At 50.2% G+C, this 15,191-nt stretch carries 15 protein-coding genes; 10 read left to right on the top strand and 5 right to left on the bottom strand.

Translation table 11 applies throughout. The annotated features are described in order from the left end of the window. The first annotated feature begins 219 nt into the window (after positions 1-219). Together prlC and rsmJ are read left to right on the top strand one after the other, a co-directional pair. On the top strand, positions 220-2,262 hold the full coding sequence (prlC, locus tag MUG06_RS20860) for an oligopeptidase A (protein WP_215845320.1): 2,043 nt from the start codon (positions 220-222) through the stop codon (positions 2,260-2,262). Positions 2,263-2,270: 8 nt separating this feature from the next. Next, a complete protein-coding gene (gene rsmJ, locus MUG06_RS20855) occupies positions 2,271-3,023 on the top strand; it encodes a 16S rRNA (guanine(1516)-N(2))-methyltransferase RsmJ (RefSeq protein ID WP_243079899.1) in 753 nt (250 codons plus the stop codon). 51 nt (positions 3,024-3,074) lie between these two features. On the opposite strand, the gene uspA is transcribed toward rsmJ, so the two are convergent. Next, the gene (uspA, locus tag MUG06_RS20850; protein ID WP_215845322.1) at positions 3,075-3,512 is read right to left on the bottom strand and encodes a universal stress protein UspA; all 438 of its coding nucleotides are present in this window, start codon (positions 3,510-3,512) and stop codon (positions 3,075-3,077) included. 428 nt (positions 3,513-3,940) lie between these two features. Here uspA and uspB point away from each other — a divergent pair, with 428 nt between their 5' ends. Further along, a complete protein-coding gene (gene uspB / locus MUG06_RS20845) occupies positions 3,941-4,276 on the top strand; it encodes a universal stress protein UspB (RefSeq protein WP_215848203.1) in 336 nt (111 codons plus the stop codon). A gap of 37 nt (positions 4,277-4,313) precedes the next feature. Here uspB and pitA read toward each other — a convergent pair whose 3' ends face one another. After that, the gene (pitA, locus tag MUG06_RS20840) at positions 4,314-5,813 is read right to left on the bottom strand and encodes an inorganic phosphate transporter PitA (protein ID WP_215848204.1); all 1,500 of its coding nucleotides are present in this window, start codon (positions 5,811-5,813) and stop codon (positions 4,314-4,316) included. A 243-nt stretch (positions 5,814-6,056) separates the two neighbouring features. Between pitA and MUG06_RS20835 the strand changes: the two genes are divergently transcribed. From MUG06_RS20835 to MUG06_RS20815, 5 genes are all read left to right on the top strand, one after another. Next, positions 6,057-7,241, top strand: coding sequence for an NAD(P)/FAD-dependent oxidoreductase (locus MUG06_RS20835; protein ID WP_215845323.1), 1,185 nt, complete (start codon positions 6,057-6,059; stop codon positions 7,239-7,241). A 28-nt stretch (positions 7,242-7,269) separates the two neighbouring features. Beyond that, complete coding sequence (gene rluF / locus MUG06_RS20830; RefSeq protein WP_215845324.1) at positions 7,270-8,142, top strand: 23S rRNA pseudouridine(2604) synthase RluF; 873 nt, start codon at positions 7,270-7,272, stop codon at positions 8,140-8,142. Between the two features lie 229 nt (positions 8,143-8,371). Next, entirely contained in the window at positions 8,372-8,569 is a 198-nt protein-coding gene (locus tag MUG06_RS20825) for a hypothetical protein (protein ID WP_215845325.1), read from the top strand. Position 8,570: 1 nt separating this feature from the next. After that, a complete protein-coding gene (locus MUG06_RS20820) occupies positions 8,571-9,374 on the top strand; it encodes a hypothetical protein (protein WP_215845326.1) in 804 nt (267 codons plus the stop codon). An 81-nt stretch (positions 9,375-9,455) separates the two neighbouring features. After that, positions 9,456-9,974, top strand: a complete 519-nt coding sequence (locus MUG06_RS20815; RefSeq protein ID WP_243079957.1) for a GNAT family N-acetyltransferase — start codon at positions 9,456-9,458, stop codon at positions 9,972-9,974. 32 nt (positions 9,975-10,006) lie between these two features. On the opposite strand, the gene MUG06_RS20810 is transcribed toward MUG06_RS20815, so the two are convergent. Further along, on the bottom strand, positions 10,007-11,092 hold the full coding sequence (locus tag MUG06_RS20810; RefSeq protein WP_243079898.1) for a type I restriction endonuclease: 1,086 nt from the start codon (positions 11,090-11,092) through the stop codon (positions 10,007-10,009). Between the two features lie 321 nt (positions 11,093-11,413). Between MUG06_RS20810 and MUG06_RS20805 the strand changes: the two genes are divergently transcribed. Next, positions 11,414-12,094: an SDR family oxidoreductase gene (locus MUG06_RS20805; protein WP_243079897.1), complete on the top strand. Its 681-nt coding sequence runs from the start codon at positions 11,414-11,416 to the stop codon at positions 12,092-12,094. A 14-nt stretch (positions 12,095-12,108) separates the two neighbouring features. Here the strand turns inward: MUG06_RS20805 and MUG06_RS20800 are convergent, their stop codons facing one another. Beyond that, the gene (locus tag MUG06_RS20800) at positions 12,109-13,494 is read right to left on the bottom strand and encodes a sugar porter family MFS transporter (RefSeq protein WP_243079896.1); all 1,386 of its coding nucleotides are present in this window, start codon (positions 13,492-13,494) and stop codon (positions 12,109-12,111) included. Between the two features lie 285 nt (positions 13,495-13,779). Here MUG06_RS20800 and MUG06_RS20795 point away from each other — a divergent pair, with 285 nt between their 5' ends. After that, positions 13,780-14,439 carry an epoxyqueuosine reductase QueH gene (locus MUG06_RS20795; RefSeq protein WP_243079895.1) on the top strand — a complete coding sequence of 220 codons (660 nt, stop codon included), beginning with the start codon at positions 13,780-13,782 and terminating at the stop codon, positions 14,437-14,439. On the opposite strand, the gene MUG06_RS20790 is transcribed toward MUG06_RS20795, so the two are convergent. Further along, positions 14,440-14,928, bottom strand: a complete 489-nt coding sequence (locus MUG06_RS20790; protein WP_215845329.1) for a helix-turn-helix domain-containing protein — start codon at positions 14,926-14,928, stop codon at positions 14,440-14,442. Positions 14,929-15,191: the final 263 nt, after the last annotated feature.

The raw sequence follows: 15,191 nt of genomic DNA, 5'->3' as shown, positions 1-15,191 counted from the left end.
TAGCGGTGACTCAACAATCGGGTGATGTCGCGCTACCCGTTCCAGATGTGTGAATTGTGCTTGCGTAGCAAGACGCTTTTTATGCCTTGCGCCTCGTCGCTGTCCGTTTCTTCCGCGCCTCATCATAGCTGCCATTGATTTTCGCTACACTTAACCGCATGTTACTTTGATTGCATTGCGCGACCTGTCGCGCCTCATACATCGATAAAGGACTGCGCTATGACCAATCCGTTACTCACTTCTTTTGATCTGCCGCCATTTTCTGCCATCCAACCTGAACATGTGGTTCCCGCCGTTACCGAGGTGTTGACCGACTGTCGTGCCATGGTGGAAAAAGTCGTGGCGCAAGGCGCACCTTACACCTGGGATAATCTTGTTCAGCCGCTGGCGGAAACCGATGATCGTCTTGGCCGCATCTTCTCGCCGGTTAGCCACCTTAACTCAGTGAAAAACAGCCCGGAGCTGCGTCAGGCGTATGAACAAACGCTGCCGCTGCTCTCTGAATACAGCACATGGGTAGGACAGCATGAAGGTTTGTATCAGGCGTATCGCAATCTAAAAGAGGGCGAAAATTACGCGGCACTGGATTTAGCACAGAAAAAAGCGGTCGATAACGCGCTGCGTGATTTTGAACTCTCCGGTATTGGTCTGGATAAAGAGAAGCAGAAACGTTATGGCGAAATCGCCGCGCGCCTCTCTGAGTTGGGTTCTGCCTACAGCAACAACGTGCTCGATGCCACCATGGGCTGGAGCAAGCTGATCACCGATGAAAGCGAGCTTGCCGGTATGCCGGAAAGCGCAATGGCGGCGGCCAAAGCTCAAGCCGAAGCGAAAGAGCAAGAGGGCTGGTTGCTGACGCTGGATATCCCAAGCTATTTGCCGGTGATGACCTATTGCGATAACGCTGCACTGCGTGAAGAGATGTATCGCGCTTACTCAACGCGTGCGTCTGATCAAGGTCCGAACGCCGGTAAGTGGGACAACGGTCCGATCATGGCAGAAGAGTTGGCGCTGCGCCATGAGCTGGCACAGCTGCTGGGCTTTGATTCCTTTGCCCACAAATCACTGGCCACCAAAATGGCGGAAAGCCCATCGCAGGTGATCGACTTCCTGAATGATTTGGCAAAACGCGCCCGTCCACAGGGTGAAAAAGAGCTGCAACAGCTGCGCGCCTTTGCTGAAAAAGAGCATGGCGTTGAAAGCCTGAATCCTTGGGATCTCACTTACTACGGCGAAAAACAGAAGCAGCATCTTTATACCATCAGCGATGAGCAACTGCGTCCTTACTTCCCAGAATCACGCGCGGTTGCGGGCTTGTTTGAAGTGGTAAAACGGATTTACGGCATTACCGCTAAAGAGCGTACCGATGTTGATGTTTATCATCCAGACGTGCGTTTCTTCGACCTGTTTGATGAAACCGGCGAGCTGCGCGGCAGCTTCTACCTTGACCTGTATGCGCGCGAGCACAAACGCGGCGGGGCATGGATGGACGATTGCGTCGGCCAGATGCGTAAAGCGGATGGTAATCTGCAAAAACCGGTGGCGTATCTCACCTGTAACTTCAACCGCCCGGTGAAAGGGAAACCTGCGCTGTTCACGCACGATGAAGTGATCACGCTGTTCCATGAATTTGGTCATGGCTTGCACCATATGCTCACGCGCGTGGAAACCCCCGGCGTGGCGGGTATCAACGGTGTGCCTTGGGATGCGGTCGAGCTGCCAAGTCAGTTTATGGAAAACTGGTGCTGGGAACCGGATGCGCTGGCGTTTATTTCGGGTCACTTTGAAACCGGCGAACCGCTGCCAAAAGAATTGCTGGATAAAATGCTGGCGGCGAAGAACTATCAGGCGGCGCTGTTTATCCTGCGTCAGCTGGAGTTTGGCTTGTTCGATTTCCGCTTGCACACGGAATTCAATCCAGAGAAAGGTGCACAAATTCTGGAAACCCTGCGCGAAGTGAAAAGCCGGGTTGCCGTGGTGCCAAGCCCAGAATGGGGCCGATTCCCGCACGCGTTTAGCCATATCTTTGCCGGCGGTTACGCAGCAGGTTATTACAGCTATTTGTGGGCAGATGTACTGGCCGCAGATGCCTATTCACGCTTTGAGGAAGAGGGGATTTTCAACCGCGAAACCGGTCAATCCTTCCTTGATAACATCCTGACGCGCGGCGGCTCTGAAGAGCCGATGGAGCTGTTTAAACGCTTCCGTGGACGTGAGCCGCAGCTGGATGCGATGCTGGAACATTACGGCATTCAGGGATAAGTCGTTACGTGAAAATCTGTTTGATCGATGAATCAGGCGCCGGAGAGGGCGCCTTATCACTTTTAGCGCAGCGCTGGCAGCTGGAGCATGACGACGATGCACCGCTGGCGCTGGTACAAACGCCTACACATCTTGAGTTGCGTAAGCGCGATGAACCGAAGCTGGGCGGCATTTTTGTCGATTTCGTCTCCGGTGCGATGGCGCATCGTCGCCGTTTTGGCGGCGGACGCGGTGAAGCGGTAGCGAAAGCGGTGGGCATTAAAGGCGGTTATTTGCCTGATGTGGTTGATGCAACAGCCGGTCTGGGACGTGATGCCTTTGTGCTGGCAGCGTTAGGTTGCCGGGTGCGGATGCTTGAGCGTCATCCGGTGGTGGCAGCGCTGTTAGAAGATGGTTTACAGCGCGGCTATCAGGATGCCGAAATCGGGGGTTGGCTACGTGAAAGGTTGACATTGATCCATGCGTCCAGCGCCCTGGCGTTAAGCGAGATATCGCCACAACCTGACGTAGTCTATCTCGATCCGATGTATCCACATCGCCAGAAAAGCGCCATGGTGAAGAAAGAGATGCGGGTATTTCAGTCCCTGGTAGGTGCCGATGAGGATGCTGACGCGTTGCTGGAACCGGCGCGGCGCTTAGCGAAAAAGCGCATCGTGGTGAAACGCCCCGATTACGCACCGCCGCTGGCAAATATTGAGACGCAATCGGCGGTGGTGACAAAAAGCCATCGCTTCGATATCTATCCGCCCTTGGCAAAATAAGCATAAAAAAAGCCGGTTATTCAACCGGCTTTTTTAGGCGAAAAAACCGCGTTATTCGTCTTCTTCATCGCGCAACGGCACGATCAGCATGTCGATATGAACGGTGTTGATGAGCTGACGCGCTGAGGACATCAGTTTGCTCCAGAAATCTTGATGATGACCGCAGACCACCATATCCACATCATATTTTTTGATTGCGTCTACCAGCACTTGGGCAAGATCGCCGCTGCCGCTCAGGGTTTCGCTGATTGGATAACCCGCCGAGTCAGATAAGCCTCTTAATGCCTGGTGCGTCTCCTGAGAAATACGCTTTTGCATATCGCCAAGATTTACGTCAATCAAACCGGTGTAGAGATCGGAGTAATTCACGTCTACGTGAATCAGAGAAATTTTTGCATCATAAGGGCGAGCCAACGAAACGGCTTTATCCACTAACAGTTGGCTTTCGGGAGAAAGATCTACTGCAATCAGGATATGTTTATAAGCCATGATATAACTCCTTCCACGAGATTAAGGATGGCAACCGGTATTCCTGCCGCGTCACAGCTGGGCGAAATCCTTTGCGCGAACGGGCGATGAGCGCCACCAAAGTGTTTGCCTGCGAGGCAGGCGTCATATTGTTTTACCGTTGAGTATAGCTGCGAATGTTAACAAATGCTTCCGCGGCCGCTACGGTTGTGAATAAGATCAAAGGTCCGCTATTTTTGCTCGCGCCGAACGAAAATCATCGCTGGAAAAAAATGAAACATTTCTCCTACACTGAAAATGACGGTTACTCACGTATGGTACTGAGCGCCCGAGCTTGTCAGAACAACATCGCAGTCTGGTTCATTCAGTGGTTGGCAATTTCTGTGGGGCGTATTTAGCGTTATTCCGCTGCAAGCGTCTCCGCGGCTCCAGCCGGGAGGGGGAACATGATGATCAGCACCATCGCGCTTTTTTGGGCTCTGTGTGTGGTTTGTATTGTGAATATGGCGCGCTATTTCTCTTCTCTGCGCGCCTTGCTGGCGGTATTGCGAGGCTGCGATCCGCTGCTCTATCAATATGTCGATGGCGCGGGCTTTTTCACTTCTCATGGGCAGCCAAGCAAACAAGTCCGGCTGGTACGTTATATCTGGGCTAAGCGTTATCTTGATCACCACGATGAAGAGTTTATTCGTCGCTGCGAGCGGGTACGTGGGCAGTTTATGCTGACCAGTTCTTTGTGCGGATTAGTGGTGATTAGCCTGATAGCGATGGCTATCTGGCATTAAAAAAGGGCGACTTGCGTCGCCCTCTATTCAAACTGATTTACACCAGTTTTAATGCTATCCAGTACAGCGAGCCTGAAAGAACAATACAGACAGGCAAGGTGAATATCCACGCCATGGCAATGTTCTTGATGGTTCGACTCTGCAAGCCGCCGCCGTCTACCAGCATGGTACCCGCGACAGAAGAAGAGAGGATATGCGTGGTGGAAACCGGCAAGCCGGTATAACTGGCCACACCAATTGAAACCGCAGCCGTGACCTGCGCGGACATCCCTTGTGCGTAAGTCATGCCTTTTTTACCGATCTTTTCACCAATTGTGGTCGCAACACGACGCCAGCCAATCATTGTGCCGATGCCTAATGCCAGCGCAACTGCCACAATAATCCACACCGGCGCATATTCAATCGTGCCGAGCAGATCGCTTTTCAGCTTGTTAAGGAAGCGTTTGTCATCGCCAGTGGTTTCCGGCAGCTTAGCCGCTTTATCTGCGGTATCAGAGATACACAGCAGCAGGCGACGCATCTGGCTGCGTTGTTCCACAGAAAGCTGATCGTAGCTCTGCAGGTTATTCAGCAAGCTTTGCGCACGCTGAACGGCTTGCAGCGCACGTGCGCTATCACAATGGAACTGCTGCGGACCTGACGGCACTTCTTCCGGGGTTGGCAGCGCAGGCGGAGCCATCTGGATGATGTGCGTCAGCGATTCATTGTGCTGCTGATAATACTGTTCGAGATGATTAACTGCATCGCGGGTACGCGTGATGTCATAACCCGACGCATTCATATTCACCACGAATCCCGCAGGCGCAACGCCAATCAGGACCAGCATGATCAGGCCAATGCCTTTCTGACCATCATTCGCACCGTGCGAATAACTCACCCCAATTGCAGAAACAATCAGCGCGATACGCGTCCAGAACGGCGGCTTTTTCTTGCCATCGATCTTTTCACGGTCAGCAGGCGTCATATGAATCCGGGCGCGCTTCTTGGTGTTGCTCCAGTAGCGACGCAGAATGAAAATCAATCCACCCGCTATCAGCAGACCCACGATGGGCGACAGAATCAGTGACAGGAAGATGTTGATCACTTTCGGGATGTTGAGTGCATCAACCACCGAAGTGCCATTCATCAACGCATTGGTGAGACCGATACCGATAATGGCACCAATCAAGGTATGGGAGCTGGAAGCCGGTAACCCTAAATACCAGGTGCCGAGGTTCCAGATGATCGCCGCTAATAGCATAGAAAACACCATAGCGAGACCGTGAGCCGATCCGACATTCAACAGCAAGTCGGTGGGAAGCATGTGAACAATGGCATAGGCAACGCTCAAACCACCGAGCAGCACACCAAAGAAGTTGAATACACCCGCCATCACCACAGCAAGCTGGGCACGCATGGCACGCGTATAGATGACCGTCGCAACTGCGTTGGCCGTGTCGTGAAAACCGTTGATTGCTTCGTAAAACAATACAAACAGCAGGGCAAGAACCAATAACAGGCCGGTACTGAGGTCTAGGCCAGCAAACAGATGTAGCATAAACGTTACGCCATTTTGGGAGGACATGAACGCGGCGCATTATCCGCGACAACGTGCTGTATGGGAAAGGAAAATATAGTCCTAATTTACTGTTAAGTTGTAATTTACACGATATAACGGGGTAAAAAGGTCTAAAAATTAGTCAGTTACATTATGACACATTTACGGCAAATTTTTGACGCTGGCGTCGGAGTGAGCAGATCACTACAATCTGCGCCTTTCAGATAAAGTGGGTAAGAAGCAGTGGAACAGTTTGACGTTATCATCATTGGTGCAGGTGCCGCAGGCCTGTTCTGTGCCGCGCAGGCTGGCCTTCGTGGCCGTCGCGTGCTGCTGCTGGATAACGGTAAGAAGCCGGGCCGTAAAATTTTGATGTCGGGCGGCGGCCGCTGCAACTTCACCAATCTCTATACCGAAGCCGCGGCTTATCTGTCGCACAATCCTCACTTCTGCAAGTCTGCGCTGGCGCGTTATACCCAATGGGATTTCATCGATCTGGTGAACAAACATGGCATCGCCTGGCATGAAAAGACCTTAGGACAGCTATTTTGTGATGATTCGGCGCAGCAAATCGTCGAACTATTAGTGAAAGAGTGCGAAAAAGCAGAGGTTACGCTGCGTCTACGCTCGGAAGTATTGAGTGTCAGTCGTGATGAATCTGGCTATACGCTGCAACTGAATGGCGACACGGTGCGGGCTAAAAAGCTGGTGATCGCCAGCGGCGGATTGTCGATGCCAGGATTGGGCGCAACCCCGTTTGGCTATAAAATTGCTGAGCAGTTCGGTCTTAGCGTCTTTCCCACTCGCGCCGCGCTGGTGCCGTTTACGCTGCACAAGCCGTTGCTGGATCAGCTGCAAACCCTTTCCGGCGTCGCCATCGACAGTACCATTGAAGCGCAGGACGGCACGCTGTTCAAAGAGGCGATGCTCTTTACGCATCGCGGTTTGTCGGGACCGGCGGTATTACAAATTTCAAGTTACTGGCAGCCCGGTGAATTCGTCACTATCAATTTATCGCCGGCCAATGATCTGGACGCGTTTATTAACGTGCAGCGCGAGGCGCATCCCAATCTCAGTGTAAAAAACAGCCTGGCTAAATTGCTGCCTAAGCGTCTGGTCGAAATTCTGCAAGAGATGAAGGTCGTGCCGGACGCCAGCCTGAAGCAGCTCAACAGCAAACAGCAGGCCGAGCTGGTACAAACGCTACATCAATGGCGAGTTCAGCCAAACGGCACTGAGGGCTATCGCACGGCGGAAGTCACGCTGGGTGGCGTGGACACCACTCAACTCTCTTCGAAAACCATGGAAGCGCGTGATGTGCCTGGACTGTTTTTTATTGGCGAAGTGGTAGACGTAACCGGTTGGTTAGGTGGCTATAACTTTCAATGGGCGTGGAGCTCAGCCTGGGCATGTGCGCAGGCGCTTTAATGTATCGTTCGATTTTTAAGGAGGCATCATGCTGATCAACTCATCCATTCGTCTTAACAAATACATTAGCGAGAGCGGTATCTGTTCTCGTCGCGATGCCGATCGTTATATCGAACAGGGAAATGTTTTTATTAACGGCAAGCGAGCCGCAATCGGCGATCAGGTCACAGCCGGGGATGTGGTGAAAGTCAATGGTCAGCTTATTGAGCCGCGCGACGAAGAGGACTTAGTACTGATTGCGCTGAATAAACCGGTGGGAATCGTCAGCACGACGGAAGAGGGTGAACGAGACAATATTGTTGATTTCGTTAATCACAGCAAACGCGTCTTTCCGATTGGTCGTCTGGATAAAGATTCGCAAGGGCTGATTTTCCTGACCAACCATGGCGATCTGGTCAACAAAATCCTGCGAGCTGGCAACGATCACGAAAAAGAGTATCTGGTCACCGTCAACAAGCCGATAACCGATGAATTTATTCACGGTTTGGGTGCGGGCGTGCCGATGCTGGGAACGGTGACAAAAAAATGCAAAGTGAAGAAAGAAGCGCCTTTTGTGTTTCGCATTACGCTGGTACAGGGGCTTAATCGACAGATTCGTCGGATGTGTGAACACTTTGGTTATGAAGTCACCAAGCTTGAACGCACGCGTATCATGAACGTCAATCTTAAAGGGCTGCCGCTGGGTGAATGGCGCGATTTAAATGACGATGAGCTGATTGCGTTGTTTAAACTGATTGAAAACTCCTCTTCAGAAGCCAAACCGGCGAAGAAAACGCAGGCTAAGTCAGGCGCGGCTAAAAAGCCGGGCGTTAACCGCCCTAAAATCGCAGAAAAAGCGGAGAGCAATGCTGCATCGCGTAAGCGTTTTAACCAGCCGGGACGTAAAAAGAAGGGGCGATAATCCCCGCTGTTTCTCCGTCGCCGGGGAAATTATCCTCGGCAAGGCAAAACATATTTTGCACGACACAGAGCGCGCTGCAAAACAGCGCTACGTAAGCCTCAGTATTCCCTGAACTAAGTGCCAGTCGCTTGGTTAATTATTTGAATTTAGGAACTTTTACCCTTAATAAAATGGCAGGAATGGGTATCCGGTCACATACTTTCACTTTAAGCCAAATGAAGTGAGAAATATGTTTAGATATGTTCTTTCCGTTTTTTCCAGTCCAGAAAAATTCATTCAACTCATGTCACGCCAGGACATCAACGAATCCATCGCTGATGGTGATCGCATCATCATTGATGAGGATGGCAACGCGTCGGTTAATGTCACCAGTGATGAGGTACGCGAAGATTTCGCTCGCCATGTGAACGCTTTAAAAGGAGTGTGACATGGGTACGGCAATCTTTATGGTGTTGATGGTCAGCGGGTATTGGTACACCAGCCGCGATCTCTCTAGCCGCTTTAAAATTCGGCGATCATCGGGTTGGGATGTTTACTTCCTGGTCGCGCTTTACGGCTGCATCTTCGTATTACAGGGCGTGTTTGCCACCGGTATTATTTGGATCGTGCTGTTAGGTATCTCAGCGATTGCGAATGCACTGCAGGAAATCCCCGGCGTGCATTTAAAATGGCAAATCGAGTTCATGAACTGGAGTTTCCTCGGCATCCAGGCGCCGGTCGTGGTGATGCTGGCATTCGCGATACTATTTTGCCTCTATCGTTCCAACTGGTCCGGCAGCGCACGTCTCAATGCGCCGGGACGCAAAGATCTCTACCAGAAGTTGTCCCGTTCTAACGGCGTTGAGCAGTTGCTGTTTCAATGTATGGAAGAGGGTGAGCTGGCCTGGATAACTTTAAAATCACGTCGTATCTATATTGGCATGATACACGCCGCCACGTTTGAATATGAAAGCACGGCCAATATCGTCTTGATCCCGATGCTCAGCGGCTACCGTGACAGCAAAACGCTGAAATTAGCGGTCGAACACAACTACAGCAAATGGTACGCGGAGCATGATATTACGCTGGAATCTGAACCTAAAAATGCCATGGCCTTTCGTAAAGTGCTTATGGTTGATCAGATAGAGAGCCTTTCCCTGTTCGATCCGGCCAGCGCCAGCGCTTTGGCCTATGGCGATCCGCAAGCGGTGACTAAAAGTCCGCAGTCAGAAGAGTCACCAGAAGAGTTATAAATTTTTCTTATCACGACGACGCTCCTCTCTTAATCGCAACAGGAGTAGGCTGTGAAAAAAGCCGCTGAGGGGGTCGTCGAGATGGAAATTATTCAGGCAGAAGAAGAACATATTCCTGCAATACAAAAAATTTATGCCTGGCATGTGCTGCATGGCACGGCAACGTTTGAAACCGAACCGCCCAGCGAAGCTGAGATGCTTAATCGGCTGAGGAAAATTCAGCAAGCAGGCTTGCTGTGGTTGGTGGTCATTCATGACGGCGAGGTAAAAGGCTACTGTTACCTTGGCCGTTATCGAGAACGCTTTGCCTACCGTTTCACCCTCGAAGATTCCATCTACATCAACGTCGATTTTCAAAAGCGTGGCGCAGGCCGTGCGCTGCTGGAGTGCGCCATTAGCTGGGCGGAGCAGAAAGGTTTTCGTCAACTGCTGGCGGTGGTGGGCGACAGCGCTAATCAAGGCTCGCTCAATGTGCATTATGCCAGCGGATATAAGCTTATTGGCACACTAGAGTCGGTAGGATTTAAACATGGCCGCTGGCTTGACACCGTTATCATGCAGCGTGATTTAGGTGAAGGTAACCGCACCGATCCGCTTTAAAAGTAAGCCAGGATAAAATCCTGGCTGGATGATTACCCCTGATATTGCACCGCTGTTTCTCTTAATACTGCTGCAAAATTATAAATATCGTTGAGTGATGAAATAGGGTGGCGCGTTTCTTTTCTCTCTTTATCAAAAATCCCGATATAGAGTTGGCTGCGATTAAAGTGCAGGCGGCAAATCGGTCTTCTGTTGTTGTCATCCAATAAAATACCAAAATAACTTTGCGTATCGCGGTAGGTAATGCGTTCGGGCTTGACCATTTTCCGAATGATTGACTTCACAATATGGAAGCCTTCGATTTCCTCTTCTGTCGTCACGATGAGTGCGCTACCTTGCTCTTCCTGCGCATTCTCTTCTTTGTTAGGCGTTTCGGTAGATATATTGATGCTGGCAGAAGCGGTTCCATTTATTGCTGATTTAAGACGCTCATTGACCTGATCATTTAACCATTGCGTCGCGGCTTTCTTGGTCAAGGTCAGAAATAACTCCCTGACTTTTTGTGTGATAATTCCATCATAGACGCGTGACGCGAAAAATTTAACGAAGTCTTCATCGGGCGTACTGAATTGAGTGGAGATCAGTTTTTTGATCTGGCTGATGTACTTGAGTTCACCTGCTGCGCTCACAATGGAATCGACATCAAAAGCGCTTCTGCTCAGTTTGCTGATTTCAGGTATGACGTGTTCATCAATATCAAGTAAATCAAGCTCTAAAAATGGCTTTTCGTCCATTTTATTCGGCGCGTCCAGGTCGGTAAAAAACTTATAGACCTGTCCATTAGTGAGAATGGAGATCCTGGCGTTTGTGACGTGGAAATAGCGAAAAAGCTGTGAGGCATGTTTGATATTAAGCGACTCGCCGATTTTTTTGCATTCAATAAGGATCTGGATTTCCCCCCCTTTTAGAATGGCAAAATCTATTTTTTCGCCCTTTTTTGTACCGACATCACAAATGAACTCTGGGATAACTTCTGCCGGGTCAAATACATCATAACCCAAGACCTGACTGATAAAAGGCATAACAAAAGCGCTTTTTGTGGCTTCCTCAGTTTGAATAATGGCTGATTGCTGCTTAATTTTATTGGAAAGGCCATTCAGGTTATTAAGAATATCCATTTTATTCCTGTTTGAATGTTAAATTAAATCAGCAGGATGCCCGCTGATTTAAATGATGAATAAGTCCGGGTGCTGCGTTTTAATGAAGGACATTACCTTATAAAACCGCAACTATTGCTGATGTTTTTCTTTAAAATCAATAAAAAGGGGAGTTGTGCGAGAAATGTCCCGACTTTTTATTATCTGGACAGGCATCATTCGCCACATTTTCGCCTCATCTTTTTACACCTCGTGCTATGCGCCCGTCAAACCGCATTTGCGAATCAATGCCTCATGAATGAAAAGCTAAGCTGGCAGTTAACGTAAAAAAGAGGAACGGTTATGGCACAGCAAGGCAAAGTATTAGTGGTAGGGGCGTCACGCGGTATCGGCTTGGCAGTTGTTCAAGCATTTTCAGCTCAAAACTGGGATGTGACAGCCACTTACCGCAGTGAAATTCCTGCGGCGGGCCATGTTGCGAAGAGTGACTGGCACCGGCTGGATATGACACAGCCGCAGGCGGTAAACGCATTCGCGGCGCAGCTTGGTGAGCAACGGTTTGACCTGATCCTGATTAATGCGGGCATCTTTGGCCCTTCACATCAAAAGCTGGCGCAAAGCGAAGATGATGAGCTGGCTCAGCTGTTCCTTACCAACGCGGTGGCGCCGGTGCGCACCGCAGAAGTGCTGCTGCCTTTACTGAGTGATGAGAAAGGCGTGCTTGCCTTTACCTCCTCAACGTTAAGTAGCCTGAATGAAAACCCAGATGCAGAGATGCCGATCTATTCTGCCAGTAAGGCGGCGTTAAACATGCTGACTCGCACGCTGGCGGGTGAAGTCGAAGCACAACGCGGCACGCTGCTAACGCTACATCCCGGCTGGGTAAAAACGGATATGGGCGGTGAATCTGCGCCGCTGACGGCGGAAGAGAGTGCTGCCGGTATTATCCAGCAGCTCAATACCTGGCGCGGGCGCGGCGGTCATCACTTTGTTGACTACGCCGGCCATACGCTGCAATGGTAGAAAAAGCGGGGCGGTTACGCCCCGATATCCCGCAGCGCTTTTCCTTTCATCAAATTGCGCTCAATGTGCTCCAGCGTGACGTGTTTGGTTTCTGGCACCAGCAACATCGTCAGTAAAATAAACACCAGGTTCAGCGCCGCATAGAACCAGAAGGTGTTGGCATTGCCCAGCTTGTCGAGCAGGGTTAAAAAGGTCGCGCCAACAATCATATTACCGACCCAGTTGGTGGTGGTTGAGGCGGTAATGCCAAAGTCACGGCCTTTTAGCGGCTGGATTTCAGAACAAAGTAGCCAGATCACCGGCCCTGCCGCCATGGCAAAACCAACGATAAACATCAGCAGCATGGCGATGGCGAAGTATTTGCGGAAGTCCGTTTCAACCCCCATGTGCAGCAGCGTGCCTAGCGCGCCCATACCCACCGCCATCACCAGAAAACTGGTGGTGAGCATCGGTTTACGTCCCCAGCGATCGACAAAGCCAATCGCAATCAACGTCGCCAGCATGTTTACCAGGCCGACAATCACCGTGCCCCACATCTGCTCGCTGGTGCTGGAAAAGCCAGCAATATTGAATATTTTTGGCGCGTAATACATCACTACGTTCATACCGGTGAACTGCTGCATAACCTGAAGCAGCATGCCCAACCACACGGCACGACGAAAGTTACTGTTGCTTTTAAACAGTGACCAGCCGCGTTGTTTCACTTGCAGACTTTCACGAATCTCTTCCAGCTCTTGCTTCGCTTGTTCGCTGCTATTACGCAGCCGGTCTAGCACCCGTTGAGCTTCATTGAAGCGGCCATGCGCTGCCAACCAGCGTGGGCTGTTGGGCAAAAAAAGCACGCCAATGAATAAGATCACCGCAGGAATAGCGATCACACCCAGCATTCCGCGCCAGTTACCGCTGTAGCTAAAAGCGGTATCCGACAGATAAGCCACGACAATGCCAGTGGTTAACATCAGTTGGTACATCGAAATCATTGAGCCACGCACGCGTTCTGGCGCGATTTCTGCCAGATAAAGGGGGGCGGTGTAAGAGGCAATGCCCACTGCTAAACCCAACATCACACGGGCGCACACCAGCGATTCAACATCAGGAGAAAACGCTGACCACAATGAGCCGATGACAAAAAGCGTGGCGCCGGCCAGCATGCTTTTTTTGCGTCCCAGCTTGGAAGACATCCAGCCTGCACCCAGCGCACCGATTGCTGCGCCAAACATCATTGAACTGACTACCCATTCCTGTTCGTGATTAGAGATATGCAGGTCGTCGGAAAGAAACGGCAGCGCTCCCGCAATCACGCCAATATCTAATCCAAACAGCAGGCCAGACAATGCGGCCATGAAGCAGACGAACCAGGTAAAACGATTTTGGCTGGTTTTTTTGTGAGCGGCACTCATGCATTTCTCCTTGAAGGTTCAGCTTTGTCAATATTGTTAATGTTATGTAAACATAGCTGATGCAGACGTGCTGCCGGTCACATAAAAGTCAGTTTAGCGGGGTCGATTTAAGTGATACGGCAGGAAAAGCATTAGAGAACAAAGAGGTTAACAACGATTTGCTCAGCTGCGCTGCCGCACAAATGCGCAAAGGGCGGTGGCTTACTGCCTTTATAAAGCGAAATTTTGCAACATAACGCGCCGGAAACTACACTGCCGCTTTCAAGCTTTACATTGAAGGTGCTTATGACTCAACCCTTTCAACGATCACCGCTGCCGCTGCCCGGTGGGCATCGTAAAGTCCTGTTGCACTCTTGCTGTGCGCCCTGTTCCGGCGAAGTGATGGAAGCGATGCTGGCATCTGGCATCGAATATACCCTCTATTTCTACAACCCAAATATTCATCCGCTTAAAGAGTATGAGCTGCGTAAGCAGGAGAATATTCGGTTTGCCGAAAAATTTGGCGTGCCGTTTGTGGATGCGGATTATGATCGTGATGACTGGTTTGCACGGGCGCGCGGCATGGAATGGGAACCGGAACGCGGCGCACGCTGTACCATGTGTTTTGATATGCGTTTCGAACGCACCGCGCTTTACGCCCATGAAAATGGTTTTCCGGTGATCACCAGTTCACTGGGAATTTCGCGCTGGAAGGATATGCAGCAAATTAATGATTGTGGCGTGCGCGCCGCGGCGCATTATCCCGATCTGAGTTACTGGGAATTTAACTGGCGTAAAGGCGGAGGTGCAGCGCGCATGATTGAAATCAGCAAGCGCGAACACTTTTATCAACAGGAGTATTGTGGTTGCGTTTATTCATTGCGCGACACCAATCGTCATCGCGTTGCCAATGGTCGCGAGCGTATTCAGATTGGTGTGCAATATTATCAGCCTGACGAATCTTAATCAGGAAACGTAGCGCGACGGAATAAGGTGTCGCGTGGAAGCGAGTGCCATGCGTTGTGATGACCCGCAGCGCATAATCTCTTGCTTAGTCGAGTGAAAGCAGAGCGCACAAGGGTTATGACTTTTCTCCAGTTGCGCCTGTGTTTCTGCATTCAGCTGTCGTTTACGGCATACGCTCGGTGTGCATCCCATAACCTGTTTAAACGAGCGAGTAAAAGATTGCTGGCTTTCAAAATGGTATTTCACGGCCAGACTAATAATCGGCGCGTTACTGTTTTTTAAATCATGCACGCAGGCGGCTAATTTCCGCTTGCGAATATAGCGTGCCAGCGTTTCATGGTGATAACGCGCAAACAGTTTTTGTAAATACCATTTGGAATAACCGGATTTCTCGGCAATGTCATTAATACTCAAGCGCTGATTGAGATTGTTATTAATCCATTCAGTGATGGAGATAATCACACCTTCATTGTATTTATTCTCGTTCATAAGCCACCTCATTTAAGATGCGGGAAGTTTAGAATAATTTATCTTTCTCTACACGCTGCTTTAGTAAAGATTTATCAGGAAATGAATTTTTATTTTTTAGATATAAGACCGGTCTTTGAAATGGTGATTTTTTAAGGGCTTTTGTTGTTTGGATGTTATAGATTCTGAAGGAATAGAGGAATTAGATGATGGAATTAATTTGCTTATTCCAAAATAATTTATCTATTCAAGGGCATCGCCGGGTTAAATGACGGTTGAATCTG

This window comes from Pantoea sp. MQR6 (assembly GCF_022761075.1).
GTDB classification, from domain to species: domain Bacteria; phylum Pseudomonadota; class Gammaproteobacteria; order Enterobacterales; family Enterobacteriaceae; genus Pantoea; species Pantoea phytostimulans.
This window is presented reverse-complemented; position numbering and strand designations above follow the sequence as displayed.

Coding starts and splice junctions, on each gene's coding strand:
- prlC (WP_215845320.1), top strand. CDS start 220: ATGACCAATCCGTTACTCACTTCTTTTGATCTGCCGCCATTTTCTGCC.
- uspA (WP_215845322.1), bottom strand. CDS start 3,512: ATGGCTTATAAACATATCCTGATTGCAGTAGATCTTTCTCCCGAAAGC.
- uspB (WP_215848203.1), top strand. CDS start 3,941: ATGATCAGCACCATCGCGCTTTTTTGGGCTCTGTGTGTGGTTTGTATT.
- pitA (WP_215848204.1), bottom strand. CDS start 5,813: ATGCTACATCTGTTTGCTGGCCTAGACCTCAGTACCGGCCTGTTATTG.
- rluF (WP_215845324.1), top strand. CDS start 7,270: ATGCTGATCAACTCATCCATTCGTCTTAACAAATACATTAGCGAGAGC.
- MUG06_RS20825 (WP_215845325.1), top strand. CDS start 8,372: ATGTTTAGATATGTTCTTTCCGTTTTTTCCAGTCCAGAAAAATTCATT.
- MUG06_RS20820 (WP_215845326.1), top strand. CDS start 8,571: ATGGGTACGGCAATCTTTATGGTGTTGATGGTCAGCGGGTATTGGTAC.
- MUG06_RS20815 (WP_243079957.1), top strand. CDS start 9,456: ATGGAAATTATTCAGGCAGAAGAAGAACATATTCCTGCAATACAAAAA.
- MUG06_RS20810 (WP_243079898.1), bottom strand. CDS start 11,092: ATGGATATTCTTAATAACCTGAATGGCCTTTCCAATAAAATTAAGCAG.
- MUG06_RS20805 (WP_243079897.1), top strand. CDS start 11,414: ATGGCACAGCAAGGCAAAGTATTAGTGGTAGGGGCGTCACGCGGTATC.
- MUG06_RS20800 (WP_243079896.1), bottom strand. CDS start 13,494: ATGAGTGCCGCTCACAAAAAAACCAGCCAAAATCGTTTTACCTGGTTC.
- MUG06_RS20795 (WP_243079895.1), top strand. CDS start 13,780: ATGACTCAACCCTTTCAACGATCACCGCTGCCGCTGCCCGGTGGGCAT.
- MUG06_RS20790 (WP_215845329.1), bottom strand. CDS start 14,928: ATGAACGAGAATAAATACAATGAAGGTGTGATTATCTCCATCACTGAA.